The 23793-nt window shown below is 59.0% G+C and carries 22 protein-coding genes; 2 read left to right on the top strand and 20 right to left on the bottom strand.

Annotation, left to right across the window (positions count from 1 at the left end; genetic code table 11):
• Positions 1–60: 60 nt before the first annotated feature.
• The 20 genes from HRL41_RS04120 to glmS all read right to left on the bottom strand — a co-directional run bounded on the left by HRL41_RS04120 (position 61) and on the right by glmS (position 22084).
• Positions 61–1422 (bottom strand): O-antigen polymerase, encoded by a 1362-nt coding sequence (locus HRL41_RS04120; RefSeq protein ID WP_172135679.1) that lies wholly within the window; start codon positions 1420–1422, stop codon positions 61–63.
• A 163-nt stretch (positions 1423–1585) separates the two neighbouring features.
• Positions 1586–3031: a flippase gene (locus HRL41_RS04115; protein ID WP_172135678.1), complete on the bottom strand. Its 1446-nt coding sequence runs from the start codon at positions 3029–3031 to the stop codon at positions 1586–1588.
• A gap of 8 nt (positions 3032–3039) precedes the next feature.
• Positions 3040–4089 carry a glycosyltransferase gene (locus HRL41_RS04110; protein WP_172135677.1) on the bottom strand — a complete coding sequence of 350 codons (1050 nt, stop codon included), beginning with the start codon at positions 4087–4089 and terminating at the stop codon, positions 3040–3042.
• The gene (locus HRL41_RS04105) at positions 4077–5210 is read right to left on the bottom strand and encodes a sugar-transfer associated ATP-grasp domain-containing protein (RefSeq protein ID WP_172135676.1); all 1134 of its coding nucleotides are present in this window, start codon (positions 5208–5210) and stop codon (positions 4077–4079) included. Before HRL41_RS04105 ends, HRL41_RS04110 begins: the two co-directional genes overlap by 13 nt.
• Positions 5211–5287: 77 nt before the next feature.
• On the bottom strand, positions 5288–5872 hold the full coding sequence (locus tag HRL41_RS04100; protein ID WP_172135674.1) for a CatB-related O-acetyltransferase: 585 nt from the start codon (positions 5870–5872) through the stop codon (positions 5288–5290).
• Between the two features lie 88 nt (positions 5873–5960).
• Entirely contained in the window at positions 5961–6833 is an 873-nt protein-coding gene (locus HRL41_RS04095; protein WP_172135673.1) for a fumarate hydratase, read from the bottom strand.
• Entirely contained in the window at positions 6826–7356 is a 531-nt protein-coding gene (locus HRL41_RS04090) for a fumarate hydratase C-terminal domain-containing protein (protein WP_172135672.1), read from the bottom strand. Before HRL41_RS04090 ends, HRL41_RS04095 begins: the two co-directional genes overlap by 8 nt.
• A gap of 3 nt (positions 7357–7359) precedes the next feature.
• Positions 7360–8502 (bottom strand): HpcH/HpaI aldolase/citrate lyase family protein, encoded by a 1143-nt coding sequence (locus tag HRL41_RS04085; protein WP_172135671.1) that lies wholly within the window; start codon positions 8500–8502, stop codon positions 7360–7362.
• 1 nt (position 8503) lies between these two features.
• On the bottom strand, positions 8504–9778 hold the full coding sequence (locus tag HRL41_RS04080; protein WP_172135670.1) for an ATP-grasp domain-containing protein: 1275 nt from the start codon (positions 9776–9778) through the stop codon (positions 8504–8506).
• A complete protein-coding gene (locus HRL41_RS04075; protein ID WP_216662498.1) occupies positions 9771–10691 on the bottom strand; it encodes a hypothetical protein in 921 nt (306 codons plus the stop codon). The genes HRL41_RS04080 and HRL41_RS04075 overlap by 8 nt, the downstream gene beginning before the upstream one ends.
• Complete coding sequence (locus HRL41_RS04070; protein WP_172135669.1) at positions 10688–12034, bottom strand: MmgE/PrpD family protein; 1347 nt, start codon at positions 12032–12034, stop codon at positions 10688–10690. Before HRL41_RS04070 ends, HRL41_RS04075 begins: the two co-directional genes overlap by 4 nt.
• Before the next feature lie 2 nt (positions 12035–12036).
• Positions 12037–12960: a D-isomer specific 2-hydroxyacid dehydrogenase family protein gene (locus tag HRL41_RS04065; RefSeq protein ID WP_172135668.1), complete on the bottom strand. Its 924-nt coding sequence runs from the start codon at positions 12958–12960 to the stop codon at positions 12037–12039.
• Positions 12953–13903 (bottom strand): sugar transferase, encoded by a 951-nt coding sequence (locus tag HRL41_RS04060; protein WP_216662497.1) that lies wholly within the window; start codon positions 13901–13903, stop codon positions 12953–12955. The genes HRL41_RS04065 and HRL41_RS04060 overlap by 8 nt, the downstream gene beginning before the upstream one ends.
• Positions 13904–13907: 4 nt before the next feature.
• Positions 13908–15035: a DegT/DnrJ/EryC1/StrS aminotransferase family protein gene (locus tag HRL41_RS04055; protein ID WP_172135667.1), complete on the bottom strand. Its 1128-nt coding sequence runs from the start codon at positions 15033–15035 to the stop codon at positions 13908–13910.
• Positions 15035–15694, bottom strand: a complete 660-nt coding sequence (locus tag HRL41_RS04050; RefSeq protein ID WP_172135666.1) for a thymidylate kinase — start codon at positions 15692–15694, stop codon at positions 15035–15037. The genes HRL41_RS04055 and HRL41_RS04050 overlap by 1 nt, the downstream gene beginning before the upstream one ends.
• Before the next feature lies 1 nt (position 15695).
• Positions 15696–16703 carry a dTDP-glucose 4,6-dehydratase gene (gene rfbB, locus HRL41_RS04045; protein ID WP_172135665.1) on the bottom strand — a complete coding sequence of 336 codons (1008 nt, stop codon included), beginning with the start codon at positions 16701–16703 and terminating at the stop codon, positions 15696–15698.
• A gap of 9 nt (positions 16704–16712) precedes the next feature.
• Positions 16713–17615 carry a glucose-1-phosphate thymidylyltransferase RfbA gene (gene rfbA / locus HRL41_RS04040; protein ID WP_172135664.1) on the bottom strand — a complete coding sequence of 301 codons (903 nt, stop codon included), beginning with the start codon at positions 17613–17615 and terminating at the stop codon, positions 16713–16715.
• 244 nt (positions 17616–17859) lie between these two features.
• Complete coding sequence (locus HRL41_RS04035) at positions 17860–18486, bottom strand: transcription termination/antitermination NusG family protein (protein ID WP_172135663.1); 627 nt, start codon at positions 18484–18486, stop codon at positions 17860–17862.
• Between the two features lie 726 nt (positions 18487–19212).
• Complete coding sequence (gene acpS / locus HRL41_RS04030) at positions 19213–19830, bottom strand: holo-ACP synthase (protein WP_172135662.1); 618 nt, start codon at positions 19828–19830, stop codon at positions 19213–19215.
• A gap of 382 nt (positions 19831–20212) precedes the next feature.
• Positions 20213–22084 carry a glutamine--fructose-6-phosphate transaminase (isomerizing) gene (glmS, locus tag HRL41_RS04025; RefSeq protein ID WP_172135661.1) on the bottom strand — a complete coding sequence of 624 codons (1872 nt, stop codon included), beginning with the start codon at positions 22082–22084 and terminating at the stop codon, positions 20213–20215.
• Positions 22085–22504: 420 nt separating this feature from the next.
• Here glmS and HRL41_RS04020 point away from each other — a divergent pair, with 420 nt between their 5' ends.
• Complete coding sequence (locus HRL41_RS04020; RefSeq protein ID WP_172135660.1) at positions 22505–22960, top strand: PadR family transcriptional regulator; 456 nt, start codon at positions 22505–22507, stop codon at positions 22958–22960.
• Positions 22961–23100: 140 nt separating this feature from the next.
• Entirely contained in the window at positions 23101–23748 is a 648-nt protein-coding gene (locus HRL41_RS04015) for a flavin reductase (RefSeq protein ID WP_172135659.1), read from the top strand.
• Positions 23749–23793: the final 45 nt, after the last annotated feature.

Genomic DNA, 23793 nt, shown 5'->3' with positions numbered 1-23793 from the left:
ACACGATTTTCGGAAAGGCCAACTCAACTCGCATATCTGGCCCCTGCAGGCACGAGAGGGTTAGCGAATCCCCTTCAGGCGCCCTTTCCTTTCGGAAGCATGTTTGCACAACCAGCGATATAGGATCACTGCAACAATCAGGTAAAGGATTAACCTCACGAGCGTGGGCGAAGCAACTGCCTCGAAAAACTTGTTCGAGAAGAAACAAAGTACTAATTTGTAGGAGAGATATGAATACAAAAACGGGCTGAAGAATGATCTCGGATTCTTTTTGGCCGTCTCATATACAAGCTGGCTCACGACCGCCATTATTGATACAAAGATCCCTACTCCAGCATAGCCAAAATCGTAAATAAAAGCATAATAGGTCGTGTATACATTACCTAGACTCATTCCGTTCTGGAAATGAAAGGGCAAATCAAGTTCATAGACCCATTCCGTAACGCCTAACTGGGTGCCGAGGTAGTTAATTATACGTACAAAGGTCATGCTTCCGAACAGATTTGAAGAGGCAGCTGGTTCCCCCAAGGACCCATCAAGGAATGCATCGAGATTGGGGATCTGTGCCCCACAGTAAACAGAGACGTATTCGACTACGCCACGGTTGACGCTTCGCCCTATTGCCATGCTCTGAAACACAGCGAGGAACACTACAAGGATAATGGAAGCGCCCAAGACTTGCCTAATGGATAGCAGCGATCCGCTCTTCTTTTCCTGACGTTTCTGTAGCAAAACCAGCAGAAACAAGGCGAGCAGATAGCCAACCGCGTTCGTACGGCTACCCGACTCCATTTCAAGCACTATTGCAAGAGCTAAAGAAAGCACAAGAAGTTTTCGATTGCAGAGTTCGTTGCGATGGATAGATTGGGCGGTAAGAATAACAATCAAGTAGCCAATCGCGTAACAGAAATTCCTCAACGGGCTCAAAGGAAAGCCCCAGGAAAGTTTCTCGGCATCGAAAGTTCTGGATTGACGGAACCCTGCAATCGCGCTAATCAAATCCGTTTCAGGAAACAGCGAACACACCTTCAATGCAGATAATATGATGACACCAATCTGAAGCGCAATTATGACCCATATAACTGCCTGCGAGTATGGCACCGGCGCATCAAAAAGTCGTAGCACACGCCGCGGCTTCATCACAGGAGCCGCCCTCCCTGCTGCACCTACCGCCAACTTTGCCGAGCAGACGGAGTGTACAAACAAGGCGCAAAACACAAACCAAACCGCGCCAAAGCTAATGACGAAGAACGTATTGCTGTGCATTGAGAACGACCACGCATCGGCAAATAAGACCACGACGAAAGCACAGGCGACAAACCCTGCTATGTAGAGCACCGCAGGTGCTAGGAAGTCGAAGTCGAAGAGCCGATAGGCCAAAAGGAGCAGGCCGAAGAGAAAAACGAACAGCCCTAACTCCACGCTAGCGCCCCCTTGCAACGAGAGTCAACGAAGCTGATATCCTGAGAATAAGCCATCGGGACGCGCGAGTGTCCGTAACGCATACGTCCGCAGTCTCGAGCCTTGGTGCATCTCGCAAATCCCCAAATTGTCAGACCTATGCCCAGAGTAGCGTCACACGCTTTCATCGTCTACTCCCAACAATGGCCTTAAAATGCTTCTCTTTAGTGACGAAACAGTACGCCACTGACAACACTGCGTAAACCACAACGCCTACCAGCACCTCAAGCACGAGCCCTTGAACGGAATGTCCCCAAATGGAATTGAATAATTCGGCGGAAAACCTCACGGCTACAGCCATTATCATGCCCATGACGAGAAAGGGCAGCGAGTTGAATACGTAACGCATAAGTGGTAATTCATTACGAACGATGAACATCTGGATAGTCATAACCGAGAGTTCTGCAGCAACCGTAGCGATAACTGCGCCCATCGCCCCGAGGCTCGGTATAAGCGACAGGTTTACCGCCACATTCACCGCTGCACCGATACAAAGGGACACCGTGTATTTCGTGTCTCTAAGCGTGGGCAGCAGGTACTGCTTGCCGAGCACGTTACTCACCGAAACGAACGGAATGATCACCGCTAGAAATGCCATCATATCATCACACGCCGCAAAATCGTCACCGAGAAATACAGGAGCAAACTCTGGAGCGACGGCAATTATTCCAAAGCAGAAGGCAAACGCTAGCACAAGCATAGCCCAGAGCGAGTTCTCTAGCTGAGATAGCGCTTCTTGCTTGTTGCCCGCTGCGACCGAGGAGGACATCCTTGGCAGCATGACAGTTGTAATGGCGGTTATCAGCGCCATAGGTATCTTGGAGAGCTTTTCCGAATACTCGAAGTAGCCGGTTTGCTCTGCCCCAGCAATAGCGCCAAGCAGAATCTTATCCAGCGATGTGTAAAGACTTATCGCCACCACCGGGACAAAGAGCCTGAGATTGGGCAATAGGTGCGCAATAATTTCGCAACACGCAGGCTTAACAAAATCAATATATCTTCTAACAAATGGCCAAATGAGTACTTGATTCAAAAAAAAGCTTCCAGAGATAGCAAGCACATAGATCCATAGGTCATTTTGCGACTTCACGAAGGAGAAGATGACCACAAGACTGAGAAGCTTAGTCACAGTCGACCTGATCGTGGGAACTTTGAACTCTTCAACACCAAAAAGCAACCAGGAGACGTCCATGAGAGCCGAGATGACCCACAAGCCCCAGATAACGGCGAGAAACGTGCCTCCTTGCGGCGCAGTAGTAGCATAGCTGACATAGGCGAGCAAGACAACGACGCCAACCCCCAGCTGACAAAGGTATGCACTGCAGAAAACCCGAGACCTCTTCTCGCGGCTCCCCCCACACAACGCTATAGCGCGCACGCCGTAGTTCGCCATGCCAAGAGTTGCGAACATCACGAAGTAGTTTGTGATAGCGTGCGTATAAGAAAACATCCCCACACCCTCCGCCCCGAGCGTACGAGAAAGGTACGGAGTGGTAACCAAAGGCGTGATAATCAGGAGAATTTGATAGGACGCCTGATACAGAAAGTTCTTTTTTACCGATACAGGCATAAACCGCCTCATCCAGAAAAGAGCTTTTTGACTAGCCAATAGGCTTTGTATCTGTGCAATTTAAGCAAATGCGAAAGGGCACGACTCCTTCTGTAACCGAGTGCAGACTCGTCCATCTCGCGTATTGCCACGTCATAGGGAGCACCTTTAACCGTGCGCACATACTCGGCGTATCGCTCTTTTTCCGTCATCTCATTGGCGGGATTCAAAAAGTAGGCCGACATGGCCTTGTTGAGATACGCATACACGCGGACATAGTAGGCACATCTGAACGCTTCGTCTTTTTTATTGCGATCGATAAAGCTCTCGAGCTCCATATAGACCCTCTGATAGCGATCGAGAAGGTCGGCCTTATATCCGTGAGTAATGGATGTGCCGACAACACGGTAATAATATGTTGGCTCCTGAATGTAAACCACACACCCTGCATGCTCGAAAACTTCCAGCATAAAAATGCCATCATCGAAAATTCCGCGGACGCGACAGTTGAACTCAAGCCCATGGTCGGCGACGAGTTCTCTCCTTATAAGATGATGCCAAGGAGCGCCCAATCCCCGAGCATACTTAAAATCGCCACATGAATAGTTCGCACGCCCCTTGTTGAACACAGCCTTCTGTATACAATCAATAGAGATGCGGCTTTCTGTCTCGAACTCGTTTGAAAACATCCTAAGTTCCCGCTCGCTGGACCCGCTGCTCTCGATGTAGTCTCCTATGGCGACGTCAGCAGAGGCATGCTCAGCAGCTTCCAACAGGGCTTTCAGAGCATCGACCGGCAGCCAATCGTCGCTATCACAAAAAAAGACGTAATCGCCACTGGCAAGCTTTATGCCGTCGTTGCGAGCGGCAGAAACACCGGCGTTCTGTTTGTGAATGGCTATAATCCGAGAGTCTTGCTCGGCGTACTCATCAATGATGGAAGGACAGTCGTCAGGACTCCCATCATCGACGATGATGATCTCGATATTCTCAAGGGTCTGACGAAGGATGCTGTCTAGACACTGTCTGAGGTACGGCTCCACACCGTACACTGGAACTATGACGCTTACTTTAGGCAAGACTTCTCCTCTAGGTTCAATGGGACGATCTGTTCAACGTCATGCAAAGCCGCAAGGACGCGTCGGCGCGAGCCAACCTGACTCACGATCTGGGGACCAATAAGCTGCCCGCTCGCGTTCCCTTCGACGACGACCCAACCGCTGTCAGTATGAGCGAGATCCCATCCGATGTAGGGAACGCGCGATTCGCGAGACGAGAGCTCCTTTGCAAGGCCCATGGCCCCGTTCCAGTCGGGCAGCTGATACCCCTGGAACCGTACCTTAGTATTCGGGTGAACGGCATATGAATCGGCAAACTCATCCCGCCCATCTGTGGAGAGGACGCCAACGCCAGCGTCTATACCCACAAGCAGACCTCCGGCTCCGCCGTTGTCTACGAACGAACCATTACGCCCGATTTTGAGAAAGCAGTCAAGCACCTCCGCGCCATACCGCGTATTCAAGGTGATGACGCGCAGCGTGTTAACGGACGAGGGATTGAGGGCCGCCATCACCTCGGACTGGACGATAGGCTCCTCGAGGATCGCATTCCCGCTCGACGCAGTTTCATCGAAGAAGGTCCTGGGATCACCCATTTCGGAATTCTTGACCAAATGAATGCTGTCGCCTTTCGAGAGCCTAACCTTCTTGCAAACGAAAGAGTCGTGAGATTCGACGAAGGTCAGATAGTCTTTGTAGCTCGCCTTTTTTCCCACGCTCACGGCAGCCCTTCCATACCAGCTACTATAGGCTCTGTAGGTCTTCCACTTGTCCAGAAAGCGCTCCAACTCGATGATGTCATTTACGCTGTAAACAATGACATCGCGATCACGGTTGGAGAGAAACTCGCGGCGTTGCTCAGGAGCGCGGCCCGCAAGACCAAAGCACATATACTCATCGGGCATGAAGCCATAAGCAAAGTAACAGAACAAGACGTCGTCTAGCGTCTCCCCGGAAAGTCCAACGCCAGATCGGGCATAGTGCGCCTTTGCGCTATTAACTATACGAGCGCACTCAGCAGCCCAGCGCCCCTTGCATCGGGCCACAACAGATTCGAGGGCTTCCCCCCCAGCTTCTCCAAGCGTGATTTCAGCCTGGGGGAGGCTGTACTTGACACACTCCCTAACCTTCACCTCAGACATGAGGCGACGAAGAGCGTCTATTTCGGGACAGTGCTCGCGCACAAGACACTTGAGAGTTGCCCTAAGCATAAGCTGCCTCACAATTCTCTGAAAATAGATTCAAGCTTTACCAAGACGGCGTCGTCGAGCCTCCTGTGCAACAGCGGCGCGACCTTCGCGATGATCTCGCGCGGCCAGTCCCACCATCCAAGCCACAGTAACCTCTCCCGAATCTCTTCATCGAAGCGATACCTGATCACCCGAGCGGGCACACCGCCCATAACTGCATAAGCGGGCACATCCTTCACGACAACGGACCCCGCACCGAGCACCGCGCCATGCCCAATCGTCACACCAGTCGTAATGTTGACGCCAACCCCCATCCACACATCACTGCCCACTTCGCAATATGCAGATTCGCGATCGTCGGGAAGATCAACTCCAAAAGTCCGCTTCCACCAGTAGGGCGTGTAAGTGCTCACAGAATCCACATTATGGTTGCCTCCGCCGACGCTCACGTTCCAGGCGATGCTGCAGTATCTGCCAATGGAGGCGTTTTTTATTACAGTGTTCGTACCAGTGTAGGTTCCCTCACCGATCTGCGCCTTGCGCACGATGTTGCGCCGCCCCAGCTCGGAATAGGAGGCCATCCCCACGCGCACAAGATCGCAACCATCAGCCACAACGCAACCCTCTGCCACGGTGGAATCGACAATGCGAACCCCTTCGTACACGCGGGCCGTAGAATCAATCTCAGAGCGTTCGATGTGACTAACCAATGCCCATCACCTCCGCAAGGTCTACCTTAGCAATGCGAGGCTCGAAACAGCAACATGGGCGAAAACACACAATGCGCACGCCACTTGCACGAGCAGGACCGATCTTGGCAAAGGTGGCGAGTGCTGTGGTATGGCCGCCGAGACCCAGCGCACCCACACCCTGAGTGTTCACTGCCTCCGTTATTTGACGCTCAAAGTCGCTCTGAACGTCATAGTTACCGTAAACCTGAGCCTCTAGCATGAGGTTCGCGGCCTCGTAGTGGCTCCGGCCGATGCCGACAGCGAGCGTGCAGGGCGTGCAGCCAAGCTGCGAAGTGGCCTCAACCGCCCACTCGACTATCTGCTCCTTGACGACTCGAGCGCTGTGTCGGTGAAATACGCGGAAGCTTCGGCCCCGTATGGCCGGTCCACCACCGAGCATGAGTACGGAGAGTCGCAGTACGTCCTCGTCTACCACGCGCACGGCCATAGGGGCAGGCTCCAACATGCTAGGATCCTCGTACATGCCCTCAGCCTGCGCAAGGCGGACGTCGCCCTCACCACAGACGGCCATTGGGCGACCAGGGAGACGCCGCAGGCCTTCGGCAACGCCCTCGATAATGAATCTTATGAGATCGTCTGAAACGGCATGCTCCCGCCCCACCTCAAGGAAAAGGTGAGGAATGCCCGTGTCATCACACAATGGCGAGCGCGCCTCGGTAGCGGCTCTGCCGTTATCGATTATCTGCTCCAAGGCCCATCGCGCTCGTTCGTTAGTTTCAACCGCAAGAGCCCGCTCATACGCTCGCATCTTCTCGGGAGAGTAGGTGCTACCAGCCGTGACTAGGGCCTCAGCAACAGCGTCAATAACACGTATCCTATCCATTCGTACCACTCTCGAACATACTCCGCCCGTTCACAGCCGCGATAATCGCAGGGTAGCCTTCAGCTTCCAGGAGATGCAGGGCCTCTATGCCAAGTTCTGGAAACGCGAGGACTTTAGACGAGCGCGTCTTTTCGCCGAGAAGAGCCGTCACAGGAGGAATCACTGCAAAGCAAGCGTGACGTCGGGCGAGCGCCGAGACCGTCTCGGACGAGATACTCCCCTTACCCAGGTGCATGCGCACACCCACCGATGACAGCACGTCAAAGCTGCCTTCTATCTCAATCTTGTTGCTGCTCGTGGGCCCTACACCAGCGAGGCTCACTGCCGTATGGAAAACCACGCCCCCCCTGAGAAAGCGAGACAGACTGCCCAGGTCACCAGCCTCAATAAGTGCGCAGATCTTGGGTAGGACCGCGTCACGCCCAGCCAAGACTCCTCCCGAGATAGTAATCATTTCGCCAACCTCCAACGAATCCACTTCCTCGGGCAATATGGGAATGCGGAGCTCGCGAATGCCTGCCATACGTTACTCGTCCTCCCCGAAGAGTCTCAGATATTCGGCCTCAGACTCTAGGACGCCGTATGCCTCGGCCCTGTGGCAGATACGTTCAGCCCAGCTGCGATGAGGACCTATCTCGTTCATACCTCTGCTGCCCTTCACAACGCCACCCGCCGTGTGCATGATCTGATCAGCGTCCAAATACTCATCCTTAGTCACAGCCAGCATGCCGTTTATGAATTTCAGGTGCGACGGGTGGATGCAAGTCTTACCCATGAAGCCGTTGGCCTGATCGAGGATAAGCTCGCGCATAAGACCGTCGACCACGTCGTTCACGATGGGGCGGCGCTTAAGCAGCGTGTCCTCAAGGCTCACCGGCGGCAGCTCGTTCTGGAATTTCATCTCCTTTGATGCTCGGAAGTACTCCCATACCGGCCCCGAAATCGTGTAGTCGTTGTTCCGCGAAAAAACATTCAGTATATCGCAAAGGCAGCCTCGGACCGTCATCACGTCGTAGATGGTGTAGTTGACGCCTCGCCGCACGCCAAAGCAGCTGGAGAAGTCCGTGCCGCCAACCCGAACATTCAGCACGAGTTCTTTGTGCGCGTCGAGCGCCTCTTTAACACCCAGAAGCTGTTCTATACGAGACTCCTCAAAGGCGATTTCGCAATCTTCGAGAATAGGCATGCCGTATATGACCTCACCCATCTTGCCATTAAGTGCGACGAGCTGATCCATGTAGCAGGCGCAGTTATTCGCATTGAACTTGGGGAAGTTGATACCGCATACAAGGCGTGCATGCTCTGGGCGTAGCATACCTGCGAAATGGTCGAACTGCTCATGATTGCGAATGCGGAAGAAAATGAGCGGCACATCATCATAGGCGAGCCTTCCCGAGTCGAGTGCCTCGTTTAGCGTGTCTAAAAGAGCGATTGCATTTAACTCGGCAGCAGGTACATCAGATTCGGGGCAAGCGTCCTCGAAGCACATCACCATAGAGGTGAGACCGGGATGACGCCGACTTATGATCTGCTGCGCGAAGTCCTTCGTACCCGGCATGTACATCGTCGCACCCAGACAATACTGCAGGAGATCGCGGCTGGTGTATTTGTCAAACGGCATGGGCGCCTTGTAGAACTCATAATTCGGGTTGTATTCTTGGTGTCTCACTTTACTCGTTTCCTTTTTCTATCAGTGTAATGGTGTATAGATCAGCTATAGAGAGATTTCTTTGCGTAATGTCCTCGTCATCGGTTGAGAAGACCCTCACACCCGCAAAGGCTCTTCTTATCTTTGCGAAGGCCTCCTCCTGCGTCACGCCGCTCACGACAAAAGCACCGACCCGTCCCGCAGATGCCGTCTCCTCGCCAATGCGCACTCCAGTACTCTTATACTCAAAGAGCGCATCGATGAGTCTGTCCTCGAGAATCTCACTTGACACCTCAATGCGGCCAAAGTAACCAGGCTTGGCATAGATGAGGTGAATGATCTGAGTGACAGGGCTTTCGGAAATCGCAGCTTGGACGCGCTTACCTTCCCATGAGTCTACGGCAGCCGAGATGACATCAAAGCCTGTGCGCTTTCGAACGGTAATGTAGCTGAGGCCTCCGCCAACACGCGGCGCGAACTCGAGAAGACTGATGCTATCCCCGTCGACGATTGCCTGAACGTGAAGAGGTGTATTGTCCAGGCTATAGCAGCGGACGATGTCACCAGCAGCTTTCTTGATCTTGGCAATAGCGTCCTCACCGCAGGAAGAGGGCATAATCGTGCCATAACATTTGAGAACGTCTTTGGGGCCGTCGAGCACGCTAAGACGCTCAGCAGTAGAGAGTAAGACCGGCTCCCCATCTGTCACAAAGAAGTAAGCGCTAACTTCTACTCCACTGACGAACTCCTCGACAAGAGCCCTACCGTCTCTGCTGCACTCAACAGCGAAGGGATAGTACTCTTTGAATTGCTCCATGTCCTCGCACTTCTTGACCCCGGTCGCTCCGCAACAGTTGACAGGCTTTACCATAATCGGGAAGCAAAGCGAGCTGACGTCTGGGATGCCATCGCCTACAAGAGCCTGTCGGGATGTGGGAATGCCGCTCTCCAGCATCACACGCTTCATTTCAAGCTTGTCAGTGATGGATAGTGCTGTTTCGTAGGTATACGGCGGGGTTTTCCCAAGGGCCTCCATGACGTAGCAAGCAGTGATATTCGCCTGATCAACGCAGGTACTCAGAACCAGATCTGCATCGTAATAGCGTGCTATCTCAAGAACCTTTTCCTGGTTCATCGTACTCTCCCGAATATGAACGTCAGCGAAGGGTGCTGCAACAGGATTGAGATAGTAATCTACAAGGACCGTATAGTAGCCACGCCCCTTTAGCTCCTTCAGAAGCGCAATATGAGCAGCTGTGCCGCCGAGGACGACAGCGACCTTACGACCATCATTCATTTGCACCTCCCCAAGAAATAGAGCCAGCTGGTGAAGCAACAGCCTCGGGATAGTACTCATCGATCATGCGTTTGACGAGAGCGACCTGCTTGGCGCGCTGCTTTGCCTGCTCAGCCGTCGTATCCCAGCTGTGCGTTCCCGCAACGCTTCCTCCCGTCTTGAGATAAATTGGAGCCCCGGTCCTAATCATCTCGGGAATCTCATAGTGCCGGATAAAACCTCCCGAACTCAGCGGGTTCTCGGTGTGAACATCGACAGGAATCGAAATGGCCTGACGGATGGCTGCGAGCATCTGCAGCTGAATGTCACGAACAGGGTTGACAGAGTCAAGCCCAATCGACTCGAAAAGCCTAGCTGAGCAAGGGTTCGAGATACCTGCGTGAGCAGACATCTTGAAATGACTGTCTGCGGGGATCAGCCCAGCTTTACGAGCCTCACAAAGCACCCAAAGACAGCCCTCGTCATAGAGGATGAAGCCTCGAACGCCAAGCTTTGCAGCACGTCTCACCTCTTCGATGGAGCGTACGATCTGCTCTTGCCCGCGCAGGCGATAGCCGATACGCTTTCCCTCTTCGGTCTTCACCGAAGCCGATGTGTCAGTAGTGGCCCTAGGGCCAATCGCAAGGACGAGCTGGATCCCACGCTCGCTTGCGAGGGACACCATCTCCTCGATTTCTGAGTCGAGAAGAGTCATGATACCTTTCGTCTGAGTAACCCGATGAATAGCAATTCCGTACTCGTCAAGTTTATCAAGAAGAGATCGCATGGCTGCAGGACCCTGTATCCCAGGAACTTCAAAGCGATACTGGCCACCATCTGGGAATCTTTTGCTAGAGGTCGGAAGGCTGTATAGATCTCCCTCGGGCAATCCTAAGCTACCCAAGAAGCCCCTTGTCTCGTCCATGGCTGTCATCGTTTGTTCCTTTCTTCAAGAGTCAAATAACTCCTAAGTTCTTGCAGGCTGCATTGGCATGACACGAGCAACTTCTCAATGCACTTCTGAGTAGCCTTGTCACTTAAGCCTGATCGCATTAGCAGTGGTGCACACTTATCTACAAGCTCTTCGGCACTCAATGGATTCTCGGGCTCGCCCTTGGGATCAAGAATCTCTTTCGCCAGGCGTGTCCCATCGCCAAGAGTAACCGTAACGCGCGCACCCCGCTTTTGAGGCGCCAGCTCGCTGAGTTCCTTTGCCTCAACGACATGAGTTTTCTGCATGAGTCCGTGCACCATAGGATCACGGAGAGCAGCTTCATCGAAGGAATCGAGTCCGAAACTACCACGCACGAACACGGAAGCGACACAGTATGGCGTACTCATTTTCGCCTGACTATCGGTAGAGATATCGACAAGGTTGTGACCAAGTATGGCGTCCTTGTACGTAGCAATTTCTATATCCTTGATATCATTTGGATCGAAGCCTCTCGACTTCTGGATTGCGAAAGCAGCATCAATGGCCGAGTGTCCATGTCTGCAGGAGGGATATAGCTTTCTGTACACGTTTGCGAGGCAAAAACCTTCTGCATCCGTTGGCGCACTCCCAGAAGCATCCATACATGAAAAAAGGCCTCTAGGACCACCAAGCGCGTCAGCTGGAAACCTAAGGTTTCCTCCACCCACAGCTGCCGCTACGATCCCATTTAGCGCGGCGTTCCCCACGGTGAGTGCCTTCATCTGAGAGCCGTCCTCCTGCATTTCAAGAAGCCCAGATGCCATGGACGCAGCAGCTGAAACGGTTCTCTTGATCTCATTAACGCTTTGGCCTGCGGCAATAGCAACAGCGACCGCACCCCCTATGCACCCGCAAGTACCTGTAGCATGAAAACCTCGCCTCTTGTGCCCGGGTTGCATAAGTCTGGCAATGGTACCTGTCGCCTCATACCCGCAGAGCACTGCCTGTCGAATTGTCGGCCAATCTGCATTAACGTCACTCGCAACAAGGGCGCTTATCACGGGGGCCCCGACATGAACACCACCGGCCCGATAACCGTCATCAAGTTCGAGGCAATGCGAGGCCATGCCATAAAGGATCGCTTTAGAAACACATATGCCACCTGGAAGAAGGCGAGCATCAAATACGACGGGGGTGATCTTATCAACAGTATCACACCGAGACTCCGACAAACCGGCCATAGTAATGGCTAGCCAGTCAAGAAGCGCCATAGCGACAGGACCATCCCACGCTTCCGACCGATAGGCCTCCTCGAAAGCAGAAAGCACATGCCCAACGAACCAATCTAAGAGATTCTCCTTCATCTTTAGTTCTCGCAACAGCTCGAGTCGTATTCCTCTTCAAACTCTACTATGTTCTTCACAGCACCAGTCATCATGCTCTCGAAGGACTCGTAAGTTATGCCGGCAATATGAGAAGTCAGGATCACGTTGTCGAGTCCGGCAAAGGGAGCGGGATCGCGACTCGGCTCGCTCGCGCGCACGTCTAAGCAGGCGAATCCAATACACCCACTGCGAAGCCCCTCAGCGAGTGCTTCTTCATCCACGAGACCACCGCGTGCCGTGTTCACAATAATACATCCCGGCCTCAGCCGAGCGACTACATCCTTGTCGATGAGTCGCTCCGTACTTTGCGTAAGAGGACAGTGCAGAGTCACTATATCGGAGTCGAAGAAGTCGACCGGGAGATTCGCTCGGTCAAGACTATCCGAGCCCGCTACCTTGCAGCCAAACGGCCCGAGCAGCTGGACAACGCGACGGCCTATGTTGCCGAGACCCGCGACGAAAACTTTCTTTCCCCTGAGCTCGTGTGACGCAACCCCAAGCGCACGCTTGGGCCACTCACCCGCCTTGACCTTCCGGTCTGCTTCAGGTAGACGTCGAAGTGCAGCGAGAATGAGGAGCAACGTGTGCTCGGCAACGCTCTCAGCGTTGACGCCGGCGTTCACACGCAGAGGTATACCAGCCGCCTCCAATGCGGGCAGATCTATAGAATCGAGTCCGACACCAGTTCTGACAACAAGCCTGAGTTTTTTTGCTCGAGCAATCACACCAACATCAATCTTAAGTCGCCCACTTGCGATAAGATACTCGGCCTCGGGAATGGCCTCGAGCAGCGCAGCTTGGGTTGCTTCGGAAAGCTGAAAGAGCTCATAACCCGTCGGAACGCATGCCTTGAGGATCTTATATGACGCGTTGTCGTAGCAATTGCCGAGGAGAATCCTAGGCATGGAAATCAGCTTCCTTCGCCTGCTTCAAAAGGCCGTGTCTTTGCAGGACCTCATCAAGGTACTTCTCAGGGATGGATGCCTGATCGATGACATGGCCGTCCTCGTCATAGCCCATAAAACCGCCACCACCAGCGCCAGCGCGGTAACAGCGAGCTTTAGAGTCGAGCGTCATACGCACCACGCCAAAAAGCATCCTCGCGTCTGTGGAAAACGAGAGGTGTTCCACATACCAGACATCGTTCTCCAACCTCTCCTCCCAAGTGGGTGAATGATCAGTTACTCCAAGAATTGGACACTCGAGACCAGGGCGTACAGCAAATCTTCCGGCATGTCTTTTGCTGAAACGGTCCGCTGTCTCCTCCTTAAGGGGGCGAGGACCCACAAGCGACATGTCACCCTTGAATATGCTCCAAAAGTTCAAAAGCTCATCAAGTGAAGCTCTACGGACAAACTTGCCAAACTTAGTTACTCTATCCCGCGCAGGTAGTAGCTCTCCATTCTCGTCAGTCTCGTTCGTCATATTTCTAAACTTGATTAGACAGAAAGGCTTGCCATCCTTTCCCGTACGCTTCTGCCTGAAAACGATAGGACTCCCCACATCCAAGGCAGTGCCAACAAGAAGAGCAAAGTTCACCGGAAAAGTGATGATGAGCGCTATCCCAGAAAACACGATGTCGAGAATACGTTTTACGTAGCGAGAATAGACGGTGTCGACAGGTTGCGCCAGTTCTTGCATGTGATTCGCGTTTTCCCAGTTATCGCGTTTGATACAGGCAGCGACCTCAAGGCGCATCTCTTTGGTCAGGAGATTGAACTTACGTTGCTGGGACTCGGTGTAAGCCCTTCCCTGCATTTGTACCTTTCGAGGCCGCTTAATCATTTCCTGGGAGCCATCAAGAAGATCTCTTTCAACTGCAAATACAGACTGAACCTGATTGACCATTAGACTACGCACCGACTTTCAACGTGATACCACAAATCCGATCCACGTCCGCAAGCGCCAGGCCGGCGTACAGGGGAAGCGTCAGCACGCGAGCGGCCACCTCGCGCGCCACCGGAGTGTCGGAGGAGTCGAAGCGCCCCGCGTAGCAGGCGTAGTCGCTGACGAGCGGGTGGAAGTACTTGCGTGCGCCGACGCCCTCGCGGGCGAGCGCGTCGAGCACGTCGTCGCGGGTCGCGCCGAACTCGGCCGGGTCGAACACGACCGGCATGTAGGCGTAGTTGTGCCTGACGTTGCTCGGAGGCACGCAGACCTTGACCCCGGGCACGCCGCCCAGCAGCTCCCAGTAGCGCTCCGCGACCGCCTTGCGCTTGGCGATCTCGTTGTCCACGTGGCGCAGGTTGCAGATGCCCATCGCGGCAGCGAACTCGTTCATCTTGGAGTTCCCGCCGACATAGACTACGTCCTCCGGCCCCGTGATGCCGAAGTTGCGCCACTGCGCCAGGCGGTCGGACAGCACGCCGTCGGGATGCGCGACGGCGCCCCCCTCGATGGTGTTGAACACCTTGGTCGCGTGGAAGCTGAACATCGACGCGTCGCCGAAGCTCCCGACGCCGACGCCGTCCCTCTCCACGCCGAACGCGTGGGCCGCGTCGTAGACCACCTTGAGGCCGTGCCTGCCGGCCACCTCCTCGATCGCGTCGACGTCGCACACGTTGCCGTACACGTGGACGGGCACGATGGCGCACGTCCGCTCGGTGACGAGCGACTCTATCTTGGACGGGTCCAGGGTGTAGTCGCCCGGCCTGATGTCGCAGAAGACCGGCCTCAGGCCCTTCCTGACGATGGCGTGCGTCGTCGAGGCGAAGGTGAAGGGCGTGGTGATGACCTCGTCCCTCCCGTCCCTGCCGAGCTCCATCGTCTCGAGGACGCACTCGAGGGCGCTGTGCCCGTTGACGAACAGCGTCATGTGCTCGACCCCGAGGTACTCCTGTATGGCGTCCTCGAGCTGCCTGTGCTTCACGCCCCGGTTGGTGAGCCAGTGGGTGTCCCACAGCTCGCGGATCTCGTCGCAGTACTCCTCGAAGGGGGGCATGGACGAGCGCGTGACAAGGATCTTCCTCTGACCAGGCATCAACTCTCCAACCTTTCCAATATCTCAGCGTGGATGTCCTCCACCGAACGCAGGCGGCCGCCGCGCATGCACTCGACGCGCTCCCAGCCGCAGCGCCCGCAGCAGTACTCGGCGGCCGCTTGGCTCTTCCTCAGGTACTCGACGTCGTGCTCGTGGATGTCCTTGCGAAGCTGGTCTCCGTGATAGCGCTCGTCGAGCAGGCGCTGGGAGTCCCCCACGCCCAGGTGCAGGTAGAAGACCTGGGCCGGCTCGGGGAGCCCCAGCTTCCCGTACTCGTAGTCGAAGAGCCACAGCAGGAAGGACTCCCACTCGCCGCGCGGGAGCTTGGAGCACTGGTGGATCGCGTTGCTGGTGACGTAGCGGTCGGCCAGGAAGACGTCGCAGCCCTCGTAGAGGTCCTTCCACTCGCGCAAATAGCTGGCGAAGCGATCCATGGCGAAGAAGCTGCTGGCTGCGTAGGCGTTGACCGCCTCCGGGTCGGCGCCGAAGTCCCCGCGCAGGTACTCCTCGACCAGGACCGCGCCGCTCTGCCCGTAGCGGGGGAAGCTGACCGACTCGACGCGCAGGCCGCGCGCCTCGAGGGCGGATCTGAGGAGCCTCGCCTGGGTCTCCTTGCCGGAGCCGTCGAGGCCCTCCACGGCTATGAGCTTGGCCGTCATCCTACTGCCCCGCCTTCGCGTACCTGGCCTCGACGGCGGCCTTGGCGGGGCGCCACCAGCTCTCGTTGTCGCGATACCACCGGATCACCTCGGCCAGGCCCTCGGCGAAGTCCGTGTGCCTGGGCTCCCAGCCAAGCTCGGACCTGAGCTTCGAGCTGTCGATGGCGTAGCGCCTGTCGTGGCCCGGGCGGTCGCGCACCCAGTCGAAGTCGTCTTCGTCACGTCCGAAGGCGCGCAGGACCTCGCGAAGCACGTCGATGTTGCTCCTCTCGCCGTCGGCGCCGATGAGGTAGGTCTCGCCGACACGTCCCCGCGTGAGGATCGCCCACACGGCCGAGGAGTGGTCCTCGGCGTGGATCCAGTCGCGGACGTTTTTCCCGTCGCCGTAGAGCTTGGGGCGCACGCCGTCGATCAGGTTGGTCACCTGACGCGGTATGAACTTCTCCACGTGCTGGCAGGGGCCGTAGTTGTTCGAGCAGTTCGATATGGTCACCGGCGCGCCGTAGGTGCGGTGCCAGGCGCGCACCAGCATGTCGGACGCGGCCTTGGTGGACGAGTACGGGCTCGACGGATGGTACGGGGTCTCCTCGGTGAACCTGGCCGGGTCGTCGAGGGCCAGGTCGCCGTACACCTCGTCGGTGGACACGTGGTGGAGGCGCTTTCCGTGCCTGCGGCACGCCTCGAGGAGGCGGTAGGTGCCCTCCACGTTGGTGCGCAGGAAGGGCTCGGGGCCCGCGATCGAGTTGTCGTTGTGGGACTCCGCCGCGAAGTGCACGACGGCGTCCGCCTCCGGGACCAGCTCGTCGAGCAGGTCCGCGTCGCACACGTCGCCTACGACGAGCCTTACCCTGTCCTCGGGCAGGCCCGCTATGTTCTCCGGGTTGCCGGCGTAGGTGAGCTTGTCGAGCACCGCCACGTCGCAGTCAGTGTTCTCGACGACCCACCGCGTGAAGTTGCTGCCGATGAAGCCGCAGCCGCCGGTCACTATGATCCTCCTGGGCTCGAGCATCCCCACCTCCTAGAGCTCTCGCAACGTGCCCGAGCTGCTGCGCACGCGGCCCTCGGAGACCGTCCTGAGGTACCTGCCGTAGGAGGACTTGCCGTAGCGCTCCGCGGCATCGCGCAGCGCGTCGAGGGAGATCCAGCCGTTGTTGAACGCGATCTCCTCCAGGGACGCGATCTGGATCCCCTGGCCCTCCTCGACGACCCGGACGTACTCGGAGGCCCTGGCCAGGCTCTGCACGGTGCCGGTGTCGAACCAGGCGCTGCCGCGGTGCAGCAGCTGGACCCTCAGCGAGCCGTCCTCGAGGTAGCGCTGGTTGAGGGAGGTGATCTCGAGCTCGCCGCGCTCGCTCGGCTCGACCTCCTTGGCCCACTTAACGACGCGGTTGTCGTAGAAGTACAGGCCCGTCACGGCGTAGTTGGACCTGGGATGCTCGGGCTTCTCCTCGATGGAGACGGCCCTGCCCTCCCCGTCGAACTCCACCACGCCGAAGCGCTCGGGGTCGGGGACGTAGTAGCCGAACACCGTGGCGCCCTCCTCCCTCGAGGACGCCTCGCGCAGGCGGGACGTGAGCCCGCCGCCGTAGAAGATGTTGTCCCCCAGGGTGAGGGCCACCGAGTCGTCGCCGACGAAGTCCTCGCCGATGACGAACGCCTGGGCCAGGCCGTCGGGGCTGGGCTGCACCGCGTAGGACAGATGCACGCCGAACTGGGATCCGTCGCCGAGGAGGCCCTCGAAGTTCGGCAGGTCGTGCGGCGTCGAGATGACGAGGACGTCGCGTATGCCGGCCAGCATGAGGATCGACAGCGGGTAGTAGATCATCGGCTTGTCGTAGACCGGCAGCAGCTGCTTGCTCGTCACAGTCGTCAGCGGGTAGAGCCTGGTGCCACTCCCGCCCGCGAGTATTATCCCCTTCATCTGAGTGCGACCTCCCTATCGCTCGGCCCTGCGACGCAAGGCCTCCCCTGCTGGGTCAATTGACCCAGCAGGGGAGAAAAGATAGCAAGCAAATCCTTTGCAGGTGATCGAAAGACTATACGCTCTCGGTTTGCAGTTAACTGTCCCATAAACAGTATACTTGAGAATCTGCGCGCACCTACTGCCAAAGCACCTCTCACAACCTGAACGCTCTTCGCCGCATCTTCGATTGCGAAATCCTGCTTCAAACCTTTTTTCTTGTCACTTTCAGGCCCATCTGGGCCTTTATCGTCCTGCCGAACATCTGCATCTCCAGGTACGCCACCTTCTTGCGATGGTTCACCTTCCGCACCCAGGCCTCCTTCCCCAAGAGGGGACCGCTGGTGATCCTCAGCTTGCCGCCCTCCAGGCAGCCTTCCGACATCTCCACGACGCGGTCGGACCGGGAGGTTGACGCCTCGAGCCACGCAACCTCGCTTGCGTCGAGGGGAGTGAATGCGTTGTCGTTTCCGAGGATGCGCGTGAGGTCAGGCACGCGCCTGAGCACCGGCTCAAGCTGGTCGGCATGCGCAGTCACCGCAATCAGGTAACCGGGCAGCAGCACCTTCTCGCAGGGAACCCACTTGCCGTCGACCTTCTGCGCCACGCGCGCCTTGGGCACGAAGCACTCTCGAAGAACGCTCGCAGCATCCACGGCGCCCGCAGCGCCCGTGGAACCCACGACATCCGCAACAGCCACGGCGGCGTCCGCAACAGAAGAGAACCCGTCTTCCACAGCATGGGCAACAGCTTGGCTGATGAGGTCACGCGCGCGCTCCTCGTGGCCCGTGCGCACTTGGATCACGTACCACTTCGACCTGATTTCCGGCATGGCTTCGCCCCCGACCTCTCGGCTCGCTCAATCGAAAACGCATTCACTCCCCTGACGCCAACGAGCGTCGAGCGCGACGCTGTTCAGGGCATCTGGGTATGTTCGGCGCAGTTTCCTGCGCACAGCCCGACCGTTCAGCCGACCTGTGCGCAACAAGCTGCGAGGCGGCGCGCCGCCTTTAGGTGCGGCTCGTCACCGCGAGTCCGGCGCGCAAGAGCACCGCACGGTCAGACATGTCAACCTGCACCAGCGCAAGCGCCTTGTGGCGGTTAAGCTTCTTGACGCGCTGCTCGAAGCCGCGCAGCGCACGCGCGCCACGTACCACGCGGGCGTGCGCGCCGCCAGGTTGCTGCCCCGCCGTCTGGGTGAAAGCGCCTCCGTCGGAACCAACCTCCTCCGCGTTCTCCGCATGCCGAAAGCCTCGGCAGCTCTCCCCTCGTCCACAATGCCTTGTCTGTTGTGTATATACAACATACAAGGCATTAGGAAAGACGGCCGAGCTTATCTGCTGGTCGCCGTCGTCATTAAGTTGTATTTATACAACATAAGGAGAAGCCTGAGAAGGCACGATCGGCGAATGATTCCTTTTCCGACACAACTAACGTATATGCGGTGCAACGATCACACAAGGCCATGCACAGGGCAAAGGCTCAGCACCTCAGGAACACATGGACCGCCAGGCAGGCCGCTACCCTGTCGGAACCCGGACGGACACGGAGCCCGCCCCTACAGCAGCTTGCCTTGGAGCACCTTGGGCTTGGGAGCCGCGACACCCGCAGCACCCACGGCGCCCTCGGAGGCGGCGCCCTTCGCGGGGAGGTCGTCGAGCAGGGCCCGGGCCTCCTTGAACTGGGCGGCGAGCTCCTCCATGGGGTCGACGCGCTTCTTCGCCGCGCTCACCGCGTCTTCGGTGATGGCCATGGCGCAGGCCACGGCCTCGGCGTGCGTGAACGACAGCGACAGCGGGATCTCGCGCACGCCCTGCTCGCGCGCCACCTCGCGCGCGCGGCCGGTGAGCACCACGTAGGGGCGGCCCTTCGACGTGCGGCGCACCTCGATGTCGCGCACGCCCACCCCTTCCGCGAACCCCGTGCCGAGCGCCTTCACCACGGCCTCCTTCGCCGCGAAGCGCGTGGCGTAGTGCACCGCGGGATCGGCCTTGCCGTCGCAGTACGCCTGCTCGGCCTCGGAGAACACGCGGCGGGCGAACGACGGCGTGCGGGCGAGGATGCGCCGCACGCGCTCGATCTCCACGATGTCGACGCCGAGGCCCACCTGGCCCTCGACCCCTTGCATGCCGAGCACGCCGTCAACCGTCTTTTGTGCTTTCTTGCTTCGCGCCATGGCCTGCCTTGAAATCTCCTCGCGGGGGTTGCTATAATACGACTCGACGGCTGCCTCGCATGTGGGTCAGGCAGCGCCGTTGATGGTACTGGGCCGCAAGCTGCTACTTGCGGCCTTTCCCTTTCCGAACGATACCTCGCGCTTTGGACAGAAGTACCACCACCGCCGTAACGAGGCCGAGCAACGCAGTTGCCAGCCTCACCACTTCGATAGCAAGCTCCATGGGCAATCACCTCCTTCCTCAGAAAGAAGGCGCTGCCAACGCAGAGGACTTACGCCGTCAAGTCAAGAGGTTATTGTAGCAGCATGGAGCTTGCTCTAACGTGCAAAATCTCTCTTTTCCCCAACGACGTCAAACAAAACGTAGAGCCTGCCTTGCCGCCTACTCGACCGTGACGCTCTTGGCGAGGTTGCGGGGCTGGTCGACGTCGCAGCCGCGCGCGAGGGCGATGGCGCGGGCGAACAGCTGCAGAGGGACGCTCGCCGTGATGGCGGAGAACGCGTCGCGCACCTTCGGGATGTAGATCACGTGGTCGGCGTGCGCGCGGATGTCCTCGTCGCCCTCGGTGGCGACGGCCACCACCATGGCCCCGCGCGCCTTGGACTCCTGCAGGTTCGACACCACCTTGTCGTACACCGGGCTCTTCGTGGCGATGGCGATCACGGGGAAGCCCTCGTCGATGAGCGCGATGGGGCCGTGCTTCATCTCGCCGGCCGCGTACGCCTCGGCGTGCAGGTAGCTGATCTCCTTGAGCTTGAGCGCGCCCTCGTAGCTGATGGCCGCGCCCATGCCGCGCCCGATGAACAGCGCGCTCGCGGCGTCCTTGCATGCGAGCGCCGCCGCCTCCACCTCGGGCGCGCACTCGACGAGGATGCGCTCCACCTGCTCGGCGGTGTCGGCCAGCTCGCGGAACAGCAGGCGGATCTGCGCGGTCTTGAGCTTGCCCTTGCTCTGCGCCAGCAGGAGCGCGAGCAGCGTGAGGCTCACCACCTGGCCGAGGAAGCTCTTCGTGGAGGCCACGGCGATCTCCTTGTTGGCCTTCGTGTAGATCACGCCGTCGCTCTCGCGCGCCACGGGACTCCCCACCACGTTCGTGATGCCGAACACCTTGGCGCCCTTCACGCGCGCGTCGCGGATGGCCGCGAGCGTGTCGGCCGTCTCGCCCGACTGGCTCACCGCCACCACGAGCGTGGTGGGCGTGATGATGGGGTTGCGGTAGCGGAACTCGCTGGCCACCTCCACCTCGCAGGGGATGCGCGCCCAGCCCTCGATCAGGTTCTTCGCGATGAGCCCGGCGTGGTAGCTCGTGCCGCAGGCGATCACGTAGACGCGGTCGACGAGGTCGAGCTCCTCGGCGGTCATGTCGAGCTCGTCGATGGTGAGCGCGCCCGCCGTCAGGCGGCCCGCCAGCGTGTCGCGGATGACGCGCGGCTGCTCGTGGATCTCCTTCAGCATGAAGTCGGGGTAGCCGCCCTTCTCCGCCATGTCCACGTCCCAGTCGACGTGCGTGACGCGCGGCTCGATCGGGGAGCCGCACTCGTCGAAGAAGCTGACGCTCTCGGGCGTGAGCAGCGCCACCTGCCCGTCGGCGAGCACCACCACGTCGCGCGTGGCGTCGATCATGGCGATGATGTCGGAGGCCACGTAGCTGCCGCGCGCGCCGCGCCCCACCACGATGGGCGAGTCCTTGCGCGTGACGGCGATGACGCCCGGCTCCTGCTCGCATACCACGGCCAGGCCGTACGCGCCCACGAGCCGCGACGCCGCCTCCACCACGGCCTCCATGAGCACGCTTCCGCCCGCAGGCTCCTCGCCCGCCACCGCGCGCGCCGCGCCGCGCGCGTACGCCTCCTCCACCAGGTGCGCCACCACCTCGGTGTCGGTCTCGCTGGCGAAGACGTGCCCGCGGCCCTCGAGCTCCTCGCGCAGCTCGGCGAAGTTCTCGATGATGCCGTTGTGGACCACCGCGACGTCGCCCTTGCACGAGACGTGCGGGTGCGCGTTCACCTCGGAGGGGCGCCCGTGGGTGGCCCAGCGCGTGTGCCCGATGCCGCACGTGCCCGCGAAGTCGAAGTGCGACAGCGTGTGCGCCAGCCCGCTCACCTTGCCCTTGCGGCACACGACCTGGAGCTTTCCGTCATCTTGGACGGCCACGCCCGCCGAGTCGTACCCGCGGTACTCGAGGCGCGTGAGCCCCTCGATCAGAATCCCCTGAGCCGCATCAGCTCCCGTATATCCCACAATGCCGCACATGGCGAGCCTCCTTGCCTCCAGGCGTTCCCCCAGCGCCTCCCGGGCGCCCTCATCCGGGCGTCAGGCGCTTGGGCGGAACGAAAACCGCTCCCGCTATTGTAGGGCAACTTTCGCAGCCGCCGCGCCGCCCCTCGCTATATCCACGTTTGCGTCGGCGAACTCCCCTCACCCGCGGAAACGGCCGGGGACGGGGCCGGGTGGAGTTCCCCCGAAGAAGCGGCCGGGGACGGGCTCGGGCGGCGCTCACCTATGGAAGCATCTGGAGCTGGAGCCAAATAGAGCTCTCCCTGCGGAACCAGCCGACGAGACGCGTTTGCGGATTCCTTCTTTCCTTCTCGGAAAATATTTGTATCGTGAAAATAGTTATGGGATGATGTAGGCGTGTTTCAGACCACGACCTAGGAGAAAGAGGTCCCACCTATGTGGAGCAGCTGCCACCCGCAGTCCGACGAAGACCTGAAAGAATGCGCTGAGCTGGGCAAGTCGCTGAACCGCCTGTCCCAGCCCACCATCCTCACCCTGCTCGCGCAGAACCAGGCGCCCATGCACGGCTACATCATCGTGCAGCAGGCGGCGAACTCGCCGATGTTCGGCGGCAAGAAGCCCGACGCCACCGGCATCTACCGCGCGCTCAAGCGCATGGAGGAGGCGGGGCTCGTGACGTCCGAGTGGGACACGCCCGCCGAGGGGTCGGCGAAGCGCCTGTTCACGCTCACGGACAAGGGCTACCGCTGCCTGCGCCGCTGGATCGACGCGCTGGCTTGCTACGAGCTCACGCTCGAGGAGCTGCGCGGCCAGGCGGCCTGCGCGCTCGGCATCGACCTGCCTGACGCGCCCGTGTGCTCGCACGGCGCCGCCGAGCCGGGCGCCGAGTAGCCCACGCGCACGGCCGGGCGCGGTGCGCCGCGCTCGTGCGCCCGCGACGGCATGAGCCTCACGATCCCGGCAAGGGCGCGCAGCTGCGAACGCAGGTGCGCGCCCTTCTTCACGCGAGACGCCCTTCGAAAGGACACGCCATGAGAGATGCTGACCTCAACCCCCTTGACTTCGAGCTGGTAGGCGGCCGCGACGTCGCCGCGCTGCAGGACCCGCGCCCCGCCGTGCTCGTGGGCGCGCGGTCAGACGCGAGCGAGGTGTGCTTCGCCACCGTCGTCTGGGTGACGCCCGTCTCGCACAGCCCCGCCCTGGTGGCGTTCGCCCTGCGCGCGAAGTCCCACACCATGGGCATCATCCGCGAGACGGGGCGCTTCTCGCTGGCCGTGCCCCCCGCGGACGCGGAGGGCGTGCGCCTCGTGGAGTTCTGCGGCGGCAACACCGGGCGCCTCGTGGACAAGGGGGCCGCCGTGGCGCACGCGCTGGTGAGCGCGGCCCCTGCAACAGCAACAGCAACCGCAGCAGCAGCGGCCGCAAGCCCCGCCGCGCCGGCCGAAGCCGCCGCGGACGCCGGGCGCGCGGGCCTCGTGCCCGTCCCGCTGCACAGCTACTCGTGGGAGGTCGGCGTGATCGAGAGCATCCAGGAGGCGGGCGACCACCTGCTGGCGGTCGGCGCCGTCACGCGCGCGGGCACGCGGGCGCCGCGCGACGAGCGCGGGCAGCTCACCCCCTACGACAGCCTGCTCTGCGTGCAGCACGGCGCCTACGCCGCAGCCGCGCAGCGCCTCTAGCGACAGGAGGAGAGAGCCATGGGACAGGAAGGCGCGTCCGTCGCG

The organism is Adlercreutzia sp. ZJ473 (assembly GCF_013185065.1).
GTDB lineage: Bacteria > Actinomycetota > Coriobacteriia > Coriobacteriales > Eggerthellaceae > CAAEEV01.
This window is presented reverse-complemented; position numbering and strand designations above follow the sequence as displayed.